Below are 19,158 nucleotides of genomic sequence, written 5' to 3'. Positions count from 1 at the left end.
GATTAGTGCGGTTTCCTGGCTTATAGTTTTGCCTGTTAATCCACATTTTTCAGCAATCGGTAAATGACCGTCGCCGCTTGTGCGCGTGTGGTCTGACCATTAGGGACAAAGCGGCCATCCGCCATTCCGGCAATCAAACCGCCTTTTCGCACAGCTTCCACTGCTGCTAAAGACTCTGTCGAAAGATGCTCCAGATCGGCAAACGCCGCAGAAACTCCTCCCTCTTCGGTCGGTAACGCAACTTCCAAGCTGCTTGCAAGGCGATAAATCATGACCGCCATCTCTTCGCGCGTAATCGGTTCATGGACGCCAAAAGAGCCATCCGCTTTCCCTTTGACGATCCCGAGCTTTTGCGCACTAGCGATTGCGTCGCTATACCAGGCCCCTTCTTTAATATCGCTGAAGGTGGGAATTGCTGTTTCATCCAGCAGATCAAAGGTGTTCATCAACATGTTCAGGAACTCTGCACGGGTTACTTGAGCCGCAGGATTGAAATGGCCTGCTTCCGTTCCCTGAATGGCTCCTCTGGCTGCAAGTGCTTCAATCGCCTCCACGGCCCAACTCACGTTGGTCAGATCGTTGAAGGCAACATTCACGCCAAGGACGCCAAACATGCCGTTCTGTCGCATGTTGAACTCAAACATTTTTGACGTTTCATCATATTTTCCGCCAACCACAGCTTGAGCCGCTTCCGCATCGTTCAGCGTATAGGCAACCACCTGATGCCCCTTCATCCCTGCCTTCAAAGCATAAGGCATCGCTAACCTGAGTCCTTTACCATTTAACTCTTCCGCGGAGAGGCTTTTGCCGTCTGCATTCAGCGTAATGTTGGCAGCTGCTTCCGCTTCACGGAGTTTTCCTGCAGGTTCAGGCATCTCGGCAGGTTCCACAACTTCTACGATCAGCCCCAGATTATTGATATCCTTATACGTGGTCAGGAATCGATGCGGCACCGTCAATACGGTCGAACCTATTTCGATCCTCATACTCGTTAAGGACTTTGCAGCAATAAGCGCTTTCCACGGGATCTCTGCTTCGACTTGTTTTGCATCCGAGTCCGTTTGGATGACAATGGTTAACTTCCCGCCCTTCATATTTTCCAACGCTGCTTTAATCTCGCTGTCCGTGAGCTGGGCCTTGGCCTTGCCACCCTTGCCGGCAGCTGCTTTCACTTCGATTCTGCCTGGGCTCACCGTACCTGGCGTAGATTCTTTCGGATCCGTAGGTACAGGCGTTGGAACGGGTGCCGGAATTGGAGCCGATGGCGATGGACTTGGTGTCGGTGTCGGAGTGGGCGTTGGTGTTGGCGGCGGCAGCAGCTTTAACCCCGCCATGGCCGAAGCCAGTGCGCCGAGCGCAGCATCGATGTCTGCCTGTGAAGCGGTTCCGCTCGTCAGCCATTGTTCGGCAGATGCTATTTTTTCCGCCAGGTCCTTCCAGCTTGCCGCCGTGTACCGTTCCTGCTTCAACGCTTTTGCCTCGTTCAGCTTCGCTTCCAGCGCCGCTGTATTCACTGGCGGATTTACTGTGACCATGATGACGGTATACGTGTTCGACGTAATCAGGTCAGAAGCTGTTACCGTTACTTTGTATCCCGATTTCAAATCAATTGCCGTCGTAAGCCCATCGGACTCGTACACCGTAAATGTCACACTTGCAGGAACGGTCAGTCCTGCTTTGAGTTCCTCCAGCGTCGTCGATTCGGGAACGACAATTTCCTTGGCCAACGGGTCCACCGAACCGCCCGGAATGTTGATCCCGCTAATGATTGCACTGTGTTCCTCTATGGGCTGCAATGCTTCAAAGGCTTCCAACAACGCTTTGTACGCCGAATCGATATCTCCCTCGGTCGAAGCGTCATTGTTGTACACGTCATCGGCCGTCCGCAAAGCCGCCTGCAACGTTTCCCATTGTTCCGGCGTGCCGACATAGTTCTCTTCGTTCACGGAAGGATCGGAAGCAGCATCGATCGCCGCTTTCAGGCGGGACTTATCGTATTTGACATAAATACGGCAGCTTGCTCTCAAGTCGCTTCCTTCCACGCTGCCAAGCACGACAAAATCGGTTGCGATGGACAGCTTGTTTTCCGGGATCTCATCCCACACGACGTTGACCTGCCCTTTCGTCTTGTCCGCATAGGTCACGGTGACTTGGGAAGGCAGTTCAGGCATGACGTTGATGGTCGTATTGACCGAAACCGGCTCAATGGCCGTAATCGCGCCGTGGTCCGTTTCAGGTGCTTCTTCTCCCTCAGGTTTGGCCGAGATGGCCCGCCATTCCTTTAACCCGGTGTACACCGAACTGCTTTGATTTTTCATCGTTAAACGCAGTTTGTCGGTCGTGACTTCATTAAAGGTGACTTGGTTGAATTTCCCCTTTTCCATCTTCTTCTCGCTGAGTCCGCTAACCGGAACATACTCGCCCGAGGCTTGATCCCAATACTCGAAGTCGTAATCGGCCGGAACCTGTACGCCGCCACCATCATCATAAAAGTACATGGAGCTGCCGGAGAGGGTCACAGGGCTTTTCCACGTATACTCCACCCAATGACTCTGGCTTGGCGACCCCCAGTTTCCGTATTGGGTTTCGATCTCCTGGTTGCCGATGCTTCCTGGGACCAAAGGGATATATCCGTCATTTACCCCGTTCAAAGATTCCCATGCCGACGTATATGAAGCGCTGGGCGTAGCCAACAGAGCCGCATTGCGGTAACGAAGGCTCTCTTCTGCCAGGCGCAATCGATTCGTCATGGATTGCACTTCTTCAAGCGTGTAGTCATCTTTGGCAAGCAGCTCCTTGGCCTCCACCAGCGCTGCCTGCAGCGTCTGCCAAGAGTCTGGCGTGAAATCGTCGGCATTGCGGACAAGCTTGCCCTGAGGCGATACCCGGTCCGCAAACTTGGCAATAGTCCCGGACAACTCAGCCGTCGCTACGTATACCGTGATAGGCACTTCGACCTTCGTGACGTTGTCTCCGTCGCTGACGCTCAATTCGTAGCGATATTCGCCCACCGCGCCGAATGTGGCATTCAGCGTTGCCTGGTCCAGCGCCTCGGCCTGCACTGCATCGGCGTCGCCCGAAACCAGATTCCATGCATACGTCAACCGCCCGCTCGGCAGACCGTCATCTGTAATGATGGGCGCCAGCTTCAACGGGGCTCCTTGCTCCACGGTCACCGGCATGTCCAGCTGTACCTTGGGCGACAGATTTTCCGAAGGGGTTACGTTCAGTTGATTGTTGTAGATCTGAATTTCCTTTATGCCTGTCGAGTAGCCCGAGGCATGCGTAAAATGGACTCGGATGGCGGCCGTATTCACCGCATTGAATTCAACATTGTTGTAATTTGCGGCCACATAGTCCGGATAACGGAATTGCCCCTCTACAGGCTTCCATGTGGTGCCGTCCGCATCCAGGTATTCCACACCGAACGTTTGCGGGGCAGCATACCCGTTGGGCCGCCGATCATTATAGAAGTACACTTTGACGTTATCCACCGTTTGGGTTCCATCGAATTGGAACGTGACCGAATCGGACGGATTCGGCGATCCGCCGAACAACGCCGTATTCGACGTATGGTTCATCGAGGCAATCGTGGACCCGTCTGCCAGTCGGTTCACATTCGAATTACTATGAATATAGCTGGATTCCACCGTTGTTCCGGGCGCTGTCGCCAGGTTTACACCGTTGTGCACCACGTCAACGCCGGCTTTATTAAACATGTCCACTGCTTTTTCATTGTCTCCAATTGAAGTGTCATCTGCCGAAGCCAGTTGAACAGCGCTGCCCTTTTCATAAATGACGTTGGTGTTTGTGTTGTCTCCGACAGCTCCTGGCACGTCACCATCGGGTTTTTCCACCTTGCCCGTCGCCGTATCAAAAATGATATGCGACATTTCATCCGTGGTCATGACACGTTCGCCATTAATGAACAGCGAGTATCCGACGGGGATGTCCTTGTAGTATGGATCGCTGTCGCTATACTTGGCCGGGTCCTGCCACACAATGGACAGATTGGCATCATGATAACGTACATTGTCCACGGCGAAATGGTCATACTTGATGCCGAGCGGCCACAGCTCGATTTTATCGTCTGCTCGTGGCTGCAGGCCTGCCATATCCTCCATGACGGAATAATTCATCATGCCCAGCGTATCATGGTGAATCCACGCCCGCACCATCTTGCCGCTTGGGTTCGGCGGATTTTCCGGCGTCCAAGGCGTGCCGAAGAAATAATCCTCCAACCAGAAAAACTCGTTGGAATCCAGGTGATCGGTATTGCCCGGTTCAACCGTGTGCAGCCAAGCCCCCCAGTCAAACAACGTTTTGTACGTGTCGCTGTTGATGTTTTCCACCGGGTAATGACGTAAGGAAGCGCGAATGGTGTTAATGTAGTTCCCAAAGTTGCACCAAGCGAACTGGTCGGTGCCGAATGCGCTTGTCTCTCCTTTTCGGAAGGCCTCCACGCGTTTCATGATACTGTGCTGATCTGCCGTGAAGAACGGGAAAATCGGGTAATAGTTCGGATCTCCATAATCGGACAACTGGGTCAAGTATTTGGATTCATACCCTTGCTCGCCTTCTTTCGGCACCACGCCGAAGTTAAACACAAACATGTTGTTGTCACGCCATGGATTGAATACGTCTTGTTGATTGATGACTTTTTTATGCAAAAAACTGCCTTCCCCGTTCGTATCGGCCTTGCCGTCGCCGTCAAAGTCCGCCTGGTCGAACCACATGTTATTCAGGATCGCATTTCGAATCCGCTGCGCGACCTCTTCCATACGTTTGGCGTTCGCGTCATCCCCGAGCTGTTCGTACATTTGCTGCGTCGCTACCGCATTCGCATATGCTGTAGAAGATCCGTCCAACCGGGCATAGTTTCCGTTTCCTTTCCAGTGCATGGATACCGTGTCCCCGTCATTGCCGGTAATCGGTCCGTGATTGTAATAAACCAAGTCGGGATGGGTTCCCCGGAAATGATTCAGCGTGCCCGTCACGTCGTTTGCCGAGAAATCGGCGAATTTTTTCAGCACCTTTTCTCCGCCGCCATAAATTTTATAGGCTTCCCAGCCCACTTGCGACGTGTTCTGCATCATATCCCATGTCCAGATATTCGGGCGTCCCGGATTGTTTTTGTAGTTGGCGTTTTCGGAATACTCACCCTGGGCTAACCATGTCCCGTACGCATAAGACGGATCGCGCAGCCACTTCAAATCCTGCAGCACCCAAGGCACGCTGACCGTAATTCCGTTGTTATAACCGAGCACGCCTTCCATGTTCATCGGAAATTGCCAGTCGTTGCCGGGAATGTTGGCTTCCAGCAAATTGAAGCGATTGGACCACCAACGGTAATACAGCACCTTTTTCACGTTTTCGTCCGGAATATCGATATAGGGGATATTTTGCGCCCACCATTCGTTGTACTCCTTTACCTGGTCGCTGAAAGCCTTTTCATTATTACTTGCTTTAAAAGCAGCATACTGCGTTTTCGAGGCCGGGATTTCGTCCGCTAACCACCCCATGACCACCTTCTCGTCCACCGAACCGCCTGCAGGAACCGTAATTTCTTTGACCAAATCATTACCGACAGGCATCATGCCGTCCCCGCTCAAATGCACGTCGACATGGGACATCGCTTCCACGTATTTTTCTCCGGCACGTCCAACCATGATTGGAGCAGCCACCCGTTTGCCGATCAATTCGTCTCCCTCGGTGTCGGTTACGAATGGGGATTTAACGGTCATCGTTAACGTAATTGGCGCATTACCGTTGTTGGTTAACTTCAGCAAAGTAACGGCGCTGTTTGAAGAGGTAATGAATTTACGCTGGTTGATGTCCAGTCCGCCGCTTGTGTAGGTCTGGTCCGCGTGGCTCGGATAATTTTTGCGCGCAGCCTTGTTTTCCACGACGGCTCCTGTAGACAGGGTAATGTTATACATCGTGTCCTTGTTGAGGGTATCCGCATAATGTACCTGTCCGACAAAACCGAGCTGCCGGTTGTCCTGCGTTTTCATATACAGCGCGCTCCCGCGGCTGAACAGCGTGTTGGCACTGCCATCATCGTTGTTGTCGTCCGGGATGACCCCCTCGTTTACCAGCAATTGGTCGAGCCAAGGCAGGTCGGCATGATCGGCGGCGAATTGGTCAAAATCAAAATTTTCGATCGCCTTCATCATCTGGCCGACGGTGGCTTGGCTGAAATCTACGGGCTCACCCACGATCCGATTATTCTTCCACGCTGCTTCGCCGTAGTCAGTGCCTACGCCTTCATGGACGAAGTCTGTCGTATAATTTGCCGACGCAGGCACGATGCCCGTATTCAAGGTTACGACGGTGGCCAAGGCGGCCACCCACATTTTCGTTGCCCATTTCCTCTTCTTTGTCGCCATTGCTTCGTCTCCTCCTTATTAACCTTTAATTCCCGTCAACGTAATGCCTTCTACGAAATATTTGTTGCCGATCAGGAAAAACACCAGGCAGGGAAGCGTTACGATCAGTGCAAGCGCCATGACCTGCTCATAGTTCGGAATACGCATTCCGTTCACCATGTACAAGCCCATAGGCAAGGTATAATCGGCCTCTGTTTTCAGATAAATCATCGTATAGAAAAATTCGTTCCAGCAGTTGATGAAACTGAACAGCGCAACCACGATCATTGCAGGGCGAATGAGAGGCAGCATGATCCGGTAGTAGATGCGGAAATAACCCGCTCCGTCGATTTTGGCCGCCTCGCTCAGCTCAGCAGGAATCGTCATGAAAAATTGTCTTAGCAGGAAAACGAAATATGCATTGCCTCCTGCGCAAAAAAAAGCCGGAATAATCAGCGCTGGTTTGCCCGCAAGCCCAAGCGACGTATATAACGAAAATTGCGGCAGCAATGTAACCGCGCTGGGCAGCATCATGCTGCTGATGACGAGCACAAACCAGGTGCCGCGCATCGGGAAACGCAGTTTGGCAAACGCGTAAGCGGCAAAGCTGGTGGTAATAACGGTGCCAATGACATAAGGAACGACGATGGAAACCGAATTCCACAGCTGCCGCCAGAACTGAATCCGTTCAAGCCCCAGCCTGAAGTTATCCAATCCAAGCTCCTTCGGAAAAAATACGGGCGGCCTGGCCAAAATTTCCGAATGGCTGACCATTGCGCCGCGTAACAGCCAGTACAACGGAAAAGCAAAAATCAACGCAAGCAGGCAGGACAGCAAAATCAACCCGATATGAAACACTTTTCTTCGGTTTTTCGCCTGCTTGATGCTTGCGTATTTCATCGCTGCAGGTACCGTCGCCATTATCTCACCCACTTTCGTTTGCCCATGGCATCATCACGTTTCAGCGCGCCTTGAAAGTAAAACAACACGCCTGTAATGACCAAGGTGATCAGGAATACGATCCACGCTTCGGCTGATGCCAATCCGCGCATGCCCACTTGCACAAAGGAGTGGTCGTAGATCATGACGTTGATAAAGTACGTCATCCGATCGGGCGCACCGTTTCTCGACAGCACCACGCTCTGGGTGTAAATTTGGATCGACGTCATCATACACATGATGAGTTGAAAGAAGAGGACAGGTTTAATCGTAGGGTAAGTCACCTTAAGAAACTTGTGCCAGGCGTTGCCTCCGTCCATCTCTACGGCCTCCAGCAGTTCTCCGGGTACGTCCTGCAGCGTGGCAATAAATACAACGATCGTCCCGCCGCATGTCCACAGGCTCATGATAAACAAGGTGTAGAAAATCCGCAGCGGATCGTTGAGAAAATCCAAAGGCGCGATACCCAACTGCAGTAAAATCCAGTTAACCAGTCCGCCTTTGGCCTGATTTTGCAGCAGCATCTGCCATACGATCGTTGTCGCCAGCATCGGCACGACCGATGGCAGGAAGAAGATGGCCCGCAGCAAATTTCTCCCGATAAACTTGCGGTTTAGCAGCAGGGCAACGATCAGGCAAAACACGATAACAAGCGCCACGTTGACAAAGGCGTAAACGAGCGTAACCGTAATCGACTTTTTGAATTCGGAGCTGGGGTTGCTGAAAATATACCTGAAGTTGTCCAGCCCGATCCATTCCATGACTTGGCTGCCGCCCATCATCGTAATTTTGTGAAAACTGTAATATAAACTGGCGAGCATCGGGTACATCGTCAGCACCAAAAATCCGATAATGGCAGGAGCGGCGAAGAGATATCCGGCAAAGGCCTCTTTGGTGGCACCTTTGGCAAATCTTCTGGCAGGGATGGATTCCGAACCGATTTTGCGTTCTGGATTCATAAGCATAGCCTCTCTTTTCAAATTCAAACTTCAGACATTCCCGGCGTTAAGATACCTTGCCGCTTTCCCACAGCGACTTAATGGCCGGCATAATCGCATCGTAAATCTCCTGAACGCTTTTCTGGCCGGATAACGCCTGGTCGATCGATTTTTCGTATTCCGTGTTCATTTTCAGGTAAGCCGGAACGTAGTACGCGGGCCATTGCACGATGGCATCCTTGGTCGTGGCGTAGCTGAGAATCGTTTCCTTTGCGCTAGCCGGCAGATCAGCCGTCCATTTGTCGATCAGAGCAGGGTCCGTGTACCAGTCCGCCTGATTCGGCAGCCATGCGCCGCTTTTCAGCAAGTCCAGGCTATTTTCCGGGTTGACCATATAAGCATAGAATTTTTTGGCTTCTTCGATATGTTTGGAGGTATTGTACACAACCAGCGGGGCACCGGCATTCATCGTTACCGCTTTCTCCATTTTCGGAAGCACGCCTACGCCGATATCTTCATTGCCCTTGATGTTTGCCAAATCCCATGATCCGCTGACGGCCATGGCATATCCTCCGCTTAACGCATCCACGGCCGAGCCGATTCCGGAACTCCAGGTATAGCTGAAAGCAGAAGCAACCTTGTCCTTGTTCACGAGATCAGCCAGCTTCTGAATACCTTCCGCCGTTTTGGGTGAATCCCACTGGAACTCTTTCCCATCCGGCGATACGATGCCTCCTCCATTCGCGTTCGCTGCCCAGAAATGGTGAAATTCACGCCCTGCGGTAAAACCAAGCCCGTAGTTTTCAGTCATGGCCGCGTCGAAACCGGCATCGGCGGCCGTCTTACCACTTGAATCCTTGGTCAGCTTCTTGGCATTGGCGACAAACGTATCCCAATCCCATGCGTCTTCAACCTTGGTAGGTGGATAAGGGACGCCGGCTTCATCAAACTTCGATTTGCTGTAGAACAGCAGCTCCATCTGGTTGGACAATCCGACGCCGATTACTTTCTGTTCCGGAGAATGGATGGTGATTGCGGGAAGTTTCTCCGGAATGCTTCCATCTGCAAGCAGGTCGGAAATGTCCTCCAATATGCCCATCTCATTATACTTTTGAATGTCCGCTTCCCCCATGTAACTGATGTCCGGCAGTTCGCCGGATTGCATTCTCGTCTGGATGAAGGTGTCGAATGTGCCGTCCGCGGGCAATACCTGCGCATTGATCTTCACCCCGGTGTCCGCCGTGTATTTCTCTGCAGCAGATTCCACCAGTTGCTTCTGTACATCATCCCCCCAATACAGCAGCTCTAGGGTAATGCCAGTGGCGGACGTGTCACCGCTGCCTGATGTCGCATTATTGGCACTGCCGGACGTGTCCGAATTGCCGGAACAGCCTGCCAGCGTGGAGAAGGCCAAGGTTAATGCGAGAGACAGAACCAACTTGCGCTTACCAAACCTCATGATTGTTTCCTCCCTTTTTCAAAGCTATTTATTTCAAGCCAAACGAATTTAATCGTTTAACTTAAAAACAATGATCAATTAATATCCGAGTGATTATTACATGGGCTAAACGTTGGCGGACCTGTACTTTCCCTGTTATATAGATTGAACCGGAAATTTACACGATAACGAAGAGGGCAGAAAGAATTTGGAGAAGCGAAGCGGTCTAAAAGCTTTCTGAAAGAAAGCTGCTTGGGAAGCATAGGCTGATCACCGGATTTTCTCCTTGAAAAAGGAGATCAAAGAAATCTGGGGATAACAGCGATCGGAAGATGGTTCTGACCGCGTAGTGTCTCTGTGTAAAAATCATTGGTTCAACCTATATAGACCGAAAGGACGAAGCCATGCTGGAGGACGGATCATGAGCAGGCGCAGAACTTTCCTTGTTCCAGGCGAATGCTCTGCAGCAACGTTCCCTGTGGAGCCCGAAACTCCAAGCGTTCTTCACGGAACACGTATCTGGACGGATATGCCGCATAACTTGTCACGGTCCACCCGTCATGCTCTTCAGTCAAGAATCCGTTGACGCACCTTAATGTGCCGTTTCCATCCCGATAGAGATACGTCGTAGTTCCAAACCCGAGCAAATAAGCCGCTAACTCTTCGCCCATATCCCAGTCATCCCCCGAAACGTCGGAGAACAAAGCGGCAAACAGCGGATCGTCTGCTCCCACAAACACCGATTGTCCGAATCGATTGCGCGACAGCTCCGGCATGTTCAAATTGGGTGCAGCCACACTATACGTCGATGCGGCTTCACCCGGCTTCAGCCGTCGCGGCGTGGATCTTACATTCCAGTCATAACAATGGAAGATCGCCATGGTTGAGCGGTAAGCGGCTTCCAGATATTCAGGATCGCCCAGATGTTCATAGGCAGCCAATGCCGATGACGCCGCAAGTCCGCCCCACAAGGAATGAATCATCGGGGACAACGCTTCCCACCAGCGGTCCGGATTCTGCAGCCGATAGTCGTTGCTGAACCCGATATTGGCCAGAATAAGCTGGCCATATTGTGCAGCTTCGTCGGTTAGCCCAAGGAAACATAACGCCATGCACGTCGGGCCAAATCCGGCATTATCGTAAAAGTGCTCCGTGACCGCCCCGCCATAGTGCCGAACGCCGATTTCCATGTCCCGACCGAAGCGATCCCACAGCTGTCGCAGCCGTTCGTGCAATTCACTATACCCCTTATCTTCCAACTCCTGCAGCAGTTCTCGTATGTAAAGAATGAATACACCATTTAGACGCGACTCGTCCTTCTCCCGCTGACCGGAATGGCAATCCGGATCAAGCCGCATGCACATCACTTCGGCGGCCCATTGCAAATATTCGGAAGGAGAATGCAGATGGAGCAGCCCTGCTTCCATCCGCGATAACAGATAAAAGACGTGCGCAATATAATCGAAATCATACATGCGGTAAAAGCTGCCGTACAATGGTCGCGGCCGGGACAAATCGCCGTCCATGAACCAGTGTACCTTCATATCCAGCACCGCCGCCGCTTCCGCCTTCGCCACCTGCTCGGGAACAGGCGTAGTCATCCTATTTTTCATCAGCAAAAATGCCAATTTGCCCAGCGATTCCCCCTGGTTGGACAACGGACGGAACGCGTGGGGTCGAAGGGCGGTCTCCGCTCCTTCATAGCTGTTGGCCGCCAGCCATTCTGCCCGCTTTTCGAGCAATGCATGGACCGGTTCAAGCACATTCCAAACCAGCACATCACGTCGTCCGTCCCGGAGCACCAATTCCAGCTTGCGTTCCCCCGGCTCGTCAGCAGGCAGGATGACTATGAACTCCCGTTCAATGCCGTGATGGTTGTTACGGCCGAAAGCCTGGTCTGTAGACGTTGGCTTTTCCGAAGAGATCACGCGTGTGGTGATCTCCTGCTCCACGATGTCACTCGTGGTTCGAAGCGCACTATACAATTTTAACGTGCCTATTTCCAGCCCTGCTGGCAGACTGAACGAGGCCTTGAATTGACCTCCTTCAGGCACTACGGGTGTATAGCTCCATCGCGGGTGTCCAAGGGTTTCGCCTTGACGATAGAAATCCGCCTCGTTTTGGAATGACACAAACGCGTACTCCCAGCTTTCCGTTTGTCCAGGCGTTAACACCAAAGGATTGTAAGCGTCTCCATATATCCAATCGGCAGCTGCCGATTCCTTCAATGAAGTACCATCCTCCACCAAAGAGAGCCTGTGGTACAACAACCCGTCCAAAGATGGCGAAACCTGTTCGAGAAAGCGATTGCAATATCGGCAATGAGAACCCATGGCTGACGTCGCTCCTCTGAGTGTGTAAATTCCCAAATGAGGTCCTTCGTTGCTTCGCCGCACGGCGGCAAATTTGGCGAAGCTCCCGCCGAGATGCGTAAATACGGCACAGGATTCATGCATGTTGCGATACACATCCTGCGTTCGAAACATGATGTAGGCGAGAGAAAACCAAACATGCAGCCCTTGAACTTCAATACGCTCATCCGATTCATTCGTCAGATCAATCCCCCAACGCAGCCGATCCTCTTCGAGCGAATATGATAACAAGATTTTGACCGGTAAATCTCTGAACTCCACGGTAGCATATTGCGAATTATGTTTCGTTACCTTAGGCACAAACGCCGAACTTTGGACGTCCCTCCCGTTCAACCGCAAGCTCCATTCCCCAAAAAGCTTGTCCTCATCCTCTTGAAATCCAACCTCTCGCAAATAACGAGGATCGACTACCCAATTCATCGTATGGGGATCATCTTTCATCACCAAGGAATGAACGGTTCCACGCTCTCCCAATTCGATCTTCAACCTATCATTGCTGAGAGTCGTCATTCAAATCACCCTTTCATCGATCAGAAATGAAGTTAAACGTTTAAATTATCTTCAATAAAGAGAAACGCCAATTCGTCTATGATATGACGCCATCGGTTTCTCAAGTACAATAGCGGAGTTTTCACCTGCGGTTTGCCTTATGTATTGAAACTATTCTGCTCCGATCCAGCCTTTACGCTTTCAAACTCCGAACGGAATCACGCTCGATCAAGCGGCATTCCGGCATGGTAAGGTCTTGAACGTCTTCCCCTTGAATTAGACGGTAGAGCGTTTCACTTGCCAAATATCCCATCTCATGAAGCGGCAAACTCATCGTTGTCAGGCGCGGGCTGAGATAATCGCTAAACTCCCTGTCATCAAAACCAACTACCGAAATGTCATCAGGAACGCTGACTCCCTTCTCCTTTGCAGCCTGAAGCACCCCGACGCCCATAACGTCGTTCATCGACAGAATGGCTGTCGGCGGATCGGGCATGTCCAGCAGCTCATTAGCCAACCGATAGCCTGAATCCCGTTCCCAATCCCCCATCTTAATCAAGGTCGGGTCAAACGGCAGTTCAAACTCGGTAACGGCTTTGTAATAACCGTTTAATCGCCGCCTGGAAGGAATCGAATCCATCAAACCGCTAATGATTGCGATGCGACTGTGACCTTGTTGAACCAGGTATGACATCGCTTCATAGGAAGCCTGCTCATCATTATACTGGATTGATATGTCGTCTTGTGTGTACCCGTAAGTATATACGATCGGTTTGCCCTCAACATTGATCAGCCCTGTCAAGTCACGAGTGTGCACGCCGATATAGATGATGCCGTCCACCTGTTTACCAAGCAGCTCGGATACGGCATTGGCTGCATACTTGCGGTACGCTTCGACATCGTGAAAATGACGGCCAATTCGCTTGTCGAGCCTAAGGTTGACGAGCAGAATATGGAGGTCGTGGCGGTCCCCGAAATCGTTAATGCCATCGATAATGTCCGGCGCATTAAATACGGTCACATCCTCCGCAATGACACCGATGGTGTTCGTTCGGTTGCGTTTGAGACTTTTAGCAATCTCGTTCGGTTTGTAATTCAAAGCTTCGATGGCCTCCATGACCCGTCTGCGCGTTTCCGGACGAACATTCCGAGTTCCGTTAAGCACATAGGAGACGGTGGCAATCGAAACATTTGCCCTAAGAGCGATGTCCTTTATGCTGGTTTTTCTCATAGGTCTCTCCTGTCTAAGCATACGAACCATCGTTCATCAGCTGTTTAAACGTTTAGATTTTTGAGTTGATAGGTGAATCTTACCTTACAATCTCCGATTTTGCAATCGTTATTTTGGATTTTAATTCCACTTTTTTTCCCCTCACTAGCATGAGTTAAAAAAAGTTGTGCAACTTATAAAACAAAAAAAGAGTGCATAGCCGATCATAATGTTCAGTAAAAAGAGTGTGGTTGGAGCATAATATTAACTTTTAAGCAGCGTGTTCCGAACTTACAAAAAATATCAGATTAAGGAGTTATATTAATAATGAAACAAAAACTATATTCTTATTGTTTAAAAGGAGATATCAATAAAGCTTATGAATATCTCCTAAGCCTTGATCATAATACAGGTTTGGAAAAGCTTAAAAATAAATACGCCAACCGTTTTTTTGCTGAAAAACCAGTATTTCGATATAAAACAAAAGATGCATGGATTAGAAGTGTTATTAGAGCATATTACGAATACTTTAGATCCGTCTTAACCAATAGAAAACGCAAAGAGGAAGCAGAACAGATCTTAGCGGAATCCCTAATAGAGTTGTTACCAGACGGATACGAAACTACAGATGACCTAAATTCTATTGAAGAAAAATTATCTAAAGAGTTTAACTCGAGAGGTTTTTACTTCCAAGGAGGAATTACCCCGCCCTTTAGGGGGCCATATATATGGAGAAAACAAGAGAAGGTCGAGTATGAAGTCACCCTTCCAGAGAAATCCAAAAAGATTGATGTATATTTTATGTCCGATTTTATTATGCAGAGCTGGCTGCATTTCGCTACCTTTGGAGGGAGAGCTGCAGGAGGATGGGCATCTGAAAATGCCTTATATTGTGTAAAAGACAGGTATGAAAAAGTAATAAATAAGCCCGATTTTTTATATTCATACCTTGCTCATGAAGCGCAGCATTTAGCGGATTATGAAGACTTCCCATGTCTTCTTCCTGTCGATCTGGAATATCGAGCCAAATTGGTAGAATTAATTTACCATCCTTTAAATAATAAAGTGTTAATGAAAAAGTTTTTATCCGATGCTGATCATAACAGAGAGAATCCTCATCCATATTCAAGCTATGTAATTTGTTCCAATTTGTCCAAGAAAATATATGATCAGGATTATGTGCCTGATCCTGAAAAATGGAGGAAAGTCGACTTTAACGTACTTAGCAGCTCAGCTGAAGAGCTGTTTCATAAACACACCACATTATTAACCAATGAAGGTAAAGAAAACGTAGAGAGTGTTATTTAAAAATCACTTAAAAAGTCAGTTCCTTACGTACAGGAATTGACTTTTTAAGTTAAAGTCTAGCTTGCAAAGCATGAGCACGGTATAATACCGAGCTCGTGGCCAACCGGCTGCATCCAATTTATTGGTCTGACTTTCAAGTGGGTACTTTATTGCATCCGTTGGCTGCATTCTAATTTTAGGAATACCTTTCTTCCATGTTCTCATAAGGTGTTCTTATTCTTCCTCGTTTTCGCAAAACACTTCAGTAAATAAATTCAATGGGAAAATAGTAGGCACTCTTCGGCCTGGCGTCTGAACAAACTCGACAAAGCCCCGTCCGACGCGAATTAATATTCCACTCAGTTCACCGATATCTTCCGCTGTAGCAGTCAATTCAAAAGGCTGCGTCCGTCTAACCCTTTCGTTGGTTACGATATAGAAGGAGGTTTGGATTGCGACTACCGTAGATCCAACGGTAAAAGAGGATTTAGTCACATTGGAGAGCTTGCCTGTCGTTTTTGTTAATTTCGGGAATCCGGGTTGGAACACCGTAACCGTCCGTCCTGCAAGCGACTGCAGGCGCTGAATCAATGTAATATTCTGCGGGGCCGGACAACCGTGAATATTGTTCTTTCGCATAATATCTCCTCCTAGTAAATCATAGCTTGATTCTATAAGTGTATGCCGTTCTTGTAATAACGCTTGGGTGAAGCCGACAGCGATTCAATCCTTCTTATCGTGTGTAATGGTTCTCTAAGCACACAATCACCTGAAGGAGATGATTCAAATGAACGAGCCGCATCGTACAGTAGAAGTAGAGCATAAGGATGTTCAGCACAAGTCTGATTCAAGTTTGGTCGCTTCCACGTTTATTAAATATGCCGCATATATCATTATCTTTTTTGGACTTCTCTACTTTCTGGTTAAATATGTATTCCCGAAATTCTAATCAACGCAGATCCGTGCCGACTCACGGGGCTGCTCACCTGCGAAGGGTACAGACTCTTCACTTTGGGCAGCTACGAGATAAAATGCTTTTTATAAAGTGCACTAATGTAAATGATTTTGGGAATAACATACAGAAAAAGAAAAGAATCAGGATTTTTCCCGTTTGGGAAAGATCCTGATTCTTTATGACTGGCGAATTACGTTCTTAGCTACTTAAACGAACTTAACACCTCAATGTTAGTGTTGAATTGCAATGTAATTTCATCCAGATTTGTTGTGACCACTTCGCCAGCTTTTGGTGGAGAGCTCTCAAGCTTGGTGTGTGCGTATGAACTGGCTGGAACCATTACTCTCCGGGCTCCATATCTCAAACATGACCCATAACCCATCACGAATCCATCGACTCATCGAGCATGGCCTCAATACGGGACCCATCCTGTGATCCCCATTAAACCTTGATCCGCTTATCAGATATTTACCCCCTGTTCCAGCAATCGGCGTACTACACCCGGAAAGAATCAAGATTACAGCAAGTAAAAACATGTAATATACGGGTCTTTGCCTCCTCTTCCCTTCATTCAATGAGTTGAATTCGATAAAATAGAGAACCTGGAATAGTTAATGTTTTGTTAATCTTTTACTCCTCGTGTACATATGGCTTGAATTTTTTTTACAATCGAATGCTAATCTTCATATTGTCAGACAAATGAATAAAGATTCATGCATTCATGTTTAATATAAAAGGAGGATTTATCGTGAAATTATCAAAAAAAGCACTCCCTGCAGTAGCACTTAGCCTGGCCGTCGCCGCTTCTACAGTCTTGTCTGCCGGACAAGCCAATGCAGTACAAGCGATTAGTGTAGAGAAGAAAAAGGTCAAAAATATCATCTTCCTCATTGGTGACGGCATGGGAACTGCTTATACTTCCGCTTACCGTTATATGAAAGACGATCCTTCTACAAAGGTCATGGAGAAAACCGTATTTGATCCCTACCTTGTGGGAGCTCAAATGACGTATCCGGATGATGACACTCAGAACGTGACGGACTCCGCTTCCGCGGCAACCGCGATGTCTGCTGGCGTGAAGACCTATAATGCCGCCATTGCTGTCGATCATGACAAGACTGAAGTTAAAACGGTATTGGAGCAGGCCAAAGAAGACGGAAAATCCACCGGGCTTGTTGCTACCTCGGAGATTACCCATGCTACACCGGCTGCATTCGGTGCCCATGACATCAGCCGCAAGAACATGGATGCGATCGCAGATGATTACTATGATGAATTGATCAATGGAAAACACAAAGTGGATGTCCTGTTAGGTGGGGGAAAATCAAATTTTGTACGTAAGGATCGCGACCTGACGAAAGAGTTCCGGGAAGCCGGCTTTAGCTATGTGACAGACCGCAGCGCCCTGCTCGCAGATACCAATAAACAAGTTCTGGGCCTTTTTGCGGACGGAGGGCTGGACAAATATATCGATCGTACTAGCGAAACGCCTTCGTTGGCCGAGATGACAAATACGGCGATTGATCGTTTGAGCACAAACGAAAATGGATTTTTCCTCATGGTTGAAGGCAGCCAGATTGACTGGGCAGGCCATGATAATGACATTGTTGGCGCCATGAGCGAAATGGAGGATTTTGCTGCAGCATTCCAGGCAGCGATCGATTTTGCCAAAGAAGACGGCGAAACCCTTGTCGTTGCCACTGCCGACCATTCAACAGGCGGACTCACGCTCGGCAAAGACGGTGAATATAACTTCTTCGTGGATCCGATCAAAGCTGCGGTACGCACTCCGGATTTCATGGCAGCACGGATTGCTGAAGGTGCTTCCGTAGAGGAAACGCTTAAAAGCTACCTCAAGCTTGAGCTGACGGCTGAAGAAATTCAATCGGTAAAAGATGCGGCTAAAGACGCCGATGTAACGAAGATCGACAATGCCATTGAGACGATTATCGATAACCGATCGTTCACGGGATGGACAACAGGCGGACATACGGGAGAAGACGTGCCAGTCTATGCTTACGGTCCGGCAAGCCACCGCTTCTCCGGCCTGATCGATAATACGGATAATGCAGAAATCATTTTCGATATTCTGAAGAAGCATAAATAATCAAAGCTTTATCAGCAGTCCCTCTCTTCTTTCCGTCAGAAATTAGAGAGGGGCTTTTTGTATCATAAAAAAACATCAGAGGGGCGGAATATTGTCCATCAAAAGATGTCTTAATCATCATTAGCGCTCTTGCACAGTACTAACCACATCACTGTCCTGATCAAAAAAGGCTTTTAACTCAGAAGCAATCCGTTTGGCATTAAGTTTTTTCGTATGGCCCAGTCCTTTCTTGCTTCGCAGCTCCCCATTCGGGAGTATGCTTGCAAGCGCATGTGCCCCGCTGCGTAGTGCGGATGGACTTTCGATACCTTCCAATACTAAGGAGGGTTGGATGATCTTTTTTCCAAAATGAGGAGGTAAAGACTTGCCAGACATATAACCTTGCATCAATTGAGCATCGTAAGGAAGAGTATGGGCAACAGACATCAGATTAGCCCACACGCCAGGCATCATACGCATCATGGATACAACAAAGGCAGGAGCGCCCATGCCTTGCGTCATAAAGTATTTAATGGCTTCTGCACGCTTTTCCTCCGCGATAAGCCGAGTCACTTGATCCAGAAAATCTACAGGAGGTGTGCGGTCAGACGCATTGACGATGAAGGGCGGCTCATGCAGGGCTAATTTAGTGATTTTCGCACCATTCTCGGCAGCTTTCATGGCCAGAACCGCCCCGGAAGATAAGCCCCAAACGTATGCTTTCCCACCGGCTTCTTCGATTAGGGCCTCCAGATCCTGAATCTCTCTCTCTATGGCGTAACGTTCTCCGTCCCCGCTGTCCCCTCTGCCCCGCCGATCGTAATTATACACCGTGAACTGATCGGACAATTCCTTGGCTAACTGTACCTGTCCAGGGAATTTGCGGTAGCTGAAAGCTCCCGCCACGAGAATGAGCGCCGGTCCTTGCCCCATTTTGTCGTATGCGATGTTGGTTCCGTCTCTGGAAATGATCGTATTCATGTTTAATCTCCTTTAAGGTTGGGATTTGTGGTTATTCCAATAAGCCATTTTTTGCATCTATACTTACATGACGAACACAACTTATGGAAATCGAC

11 protein-coding genes are annotated in these 19,158 nt (G+C 49.2%); 2 read left to right on the top strand and 9 right to left on the bottom strand.

Annotation, left to right across the window (positions count from 1 at the left end; genetic code table 11):
• Positions 1 to 35: 35 nt before the first annotated feature.
• From L6H98_RS01650 to L6H98_RS01625, 6 genes are all read right to left on the bottom strand, one after another.
• Positions 36 to 6,389: an S-layer homology domain-containing protein gene (locus tag L6H98_RS01650; protein WP_236412412.1), complete on the bottom strand. Its 6,354-nt coding sequence runs from the start codon at positions 6,387 to 6,389 to the stop codon at positions 36 to 38.
• Between the two features lie 18 nt (positions 6,390 to 6,407).
• The gene (locus L6H98_RS01645; RefSeq protein ID WP_236412411.1) at positions 6,408 to 7,289 is read right to left on the bottom strand and encodes a carbohydrate ABC transporter permease; all 882 of its coding nucleotides are present in this window, start codon (positions 7,287 to 7,289) and stop codon (positions 6,408 to 6,410) included.
• Positions 7,289 to 8,266, bottom strand: a complete 978-nt coding sequence (locus L6H98_RS01640) for a sugar ABC transporter permease (protein ID WP_236412410.1) — start codon at positions 8,264 to 8,266, stop codon at positions 7,289 to 7,291. Before L6H98_RS01640 ends, L6H98_RS01645 begins: the two co-directional genes overlap by 1 nt.
• Before the next feature lie 46 nt (positions 8,267 to 8,312).
• Positions 8,313 to 9,704, bottom strand: coding sequence for an extracellular solute-binding protein (locus tag L6H98_RS01635; RefSeq protein WP_236412409.1), 1,392 nt, complete (start codon positions 9,702 to 9,704; stop codon positions 8,313 to 8,315).
• 398 nt (positions 9,705 to 10,102) lie between these two features.
• On the bottom strand, positions 10,103 to 12,565 hold the full coding sequence (locus tag L6H98_RS01630) for a hypothetical protein (protein ID WP_236412408.1): 2,463 nt from the start codon (positions 12,563 to 12,565) through the stop codon (positions 10,103 to 10,105).
• A 172-nt stretch (positions 12,566 to 12,737) separates the two neighbouring features.
• Entirely contained in the window at positions 12,738 to 13,775 is a 1,038-nt protein-coding gene (locus L6H98_RS01625; RefSeq protein ID WP_236412407.1) for a LacI family DNA-binding transcriptional regulator, read from the bottom strand.
• A 306-nt stretch (positions 13,776 to 14,081) separates the two neighbouring features.
• On the opposite strand from L6H98_RS01625, the gene L6H98_RS01620 reads away from it, so the two are divergent.
• Positions 14,082 to 15,062 carry a hypothetical protein gene (locus tag L6H98_RS01620; RefSeq protein ID WP_236412406.1) on the top strand — a complete coding sequence of 327 codons (981 nt, stop codon included), beginning with the start codon at positions 14,082 to 14,084 and terminating at the stop codon, positions 15,060 to 15,062.
• Positions 15,063 to 15,275: 213 nt separating this feature from the next.
• Here L6H98_RS01620 and L6H98_RS01615 read toward each other — a convergent pair whose 3' ends face one another.
• Both L6H98_RS01615 and L6H98_RS31330 read right to left on the bottom strand, forming a co-directional pair.
• Complete coding sequence (locus L6H98_RS01615) at positions 15,276 to 15,680, bottom strand: hypothetical protein (RefSeq protein ID WP_236412404.1); 405 nt, start codon at positions 15,678 to 15,680, stop codon at positions 15,276 to 15,278.
• A 518-nt stretch (positions 15,681 to 16,198) separates the two neighbouring features.
• Positions 16,199 to 16,336, bottom strand: coding sequence for a copper resistance protein CopC (locus L6H98_RS31330; RefSeq protein ID WP_356722646.1), 138 nt, complete (start codon positions 16,334 to 16,336; stop codon positions 16,199 to 16,201).
• 405 nt (positions 16,337 to 16,741) lie between these two features.
• Between L6H98_RS31330 and L6H98_RS01610 the strand changes: the two genes are divergently transcribed.
• Positions 16,742 to 18,103, top strand: coding sequence for an alkaline phosphatase (locus tag L6H98_RS01610; RefSeq protein ID WP_236412935.1), 1,362 nt, complete (start codon positions 16,742 to 16,744; stop codon positions 18,101 to 18,103).
• Positions 18,104 to 18,223: 120 nt separating this feature from the next.
• Here L6H98_RS01610 and L6H98_RS01605 read toward each other — a convergent pair whose 3' ends face one another.
• A complete protein-coding gene (locus L6H98_RS01605) occupies positions 18,224 to 19,063 on the bottom strand; it encodes an alpha/beta hydrolase (protein ID WP_236412403.1) in 840 nt (279 codons plus the stop codon).
• Positions 19,064 to 19,158: the final 95 nt, after the last annotated feature.

Origin of the sequence: Paenibacillus sp. JJ-223 (assembly GCF_927798175.1) — a bacterium.
In the GTDB taxonomy this organism is placed as follows: Bacteria; Bacillota; Bacilli; order Paenibacillales; family Paenibacillaceae; genus Paenibacillus; species Paenibacillus hubeiensis.
The sequence above is the reverse complement of the archived record's forward strand: the minus strand, read 5'-3'. Positions and strand labels throughout refer to the sequence as shown.

What these genes read in the sequence shown, in the direction of transcription:
- L6H98_RS01650 (WP_236412412.1), bottom strand. Translation starts at nt 6,389, where the DNA reads ATGGCGACAAAGAAGAGGAAATGGGCAACGAAAATGTGGGTGGCCGCC.
- L6H98_RS01645 (WP_236412411.1), bottom strand. Translation starts at nt 7,289, where the DNA reads ATGGCGACGGTACCTGCAGCGATGAAATACGCAAGCATCAAGCAGGCG.
- L6H98_RS01640 (WP_236412410.1), bottom strand. Translation starts at nt 8,266, where the DNA reads ATGAATCCAGAACGCAAAATCGGTTCGGAATCCATCCCTGCCAGAAGA.
- L6H98_RS01635 (WP_236412409.1), bottom strand. Translation starts at nt 9,704, where the DNA reads ATGAGGTTTGGTAAGCGCAAGTTGGTTCTGTCTCTCGCATTAACCTTG.
- L6H98_RS01630 (WP_236412408.1), bottom strand. Translation starts at nt 12,565, where the DNA reads ATGACGACTCTCAGCAATGATAGGTTGAAGATCGAATTGGGAGAGCGT.
- L6H98_RS01625 (WP_236412407.1), bottom strand. Translation starts at nt 13,775, where the DNA reads ATGAGAAAAACCAGCATAAAGGACATCGCTCTTAGGGCAAATGTTTCG.
- L6H98_RS01620 (WP_236412406.1), top strand. Translation starts at nt 14,082, where the DNA reads ATGAAACAAAAACTATATTCTTATTGTTTAAAAGGAGATATCAATAAA.
- L6H98_RS01615 (WP_236412404.1), bottom strand. Translation starts at nt 15,680, where the DNA reads ATGCGAAAGAACAATATTCACGGTTGTCCGGCCCCGCAGAATATTACA.
- L6H98_RS31330 (WP_356722646.1), bottom strand. Translation starts at nt 16,336, where the DNA reads ATGGTTCCAGCCAGTTCATACGCACACACCAAGCTTGAGAGCTCTCCA.
- L6H98_RS01605 (WP_236412403.1), bottom strand. Translation starts at nt 19,063, where the DNA reads ATGAATACGATCATTTCCAGAGACGGAACCAACATCGCATACGACAAA.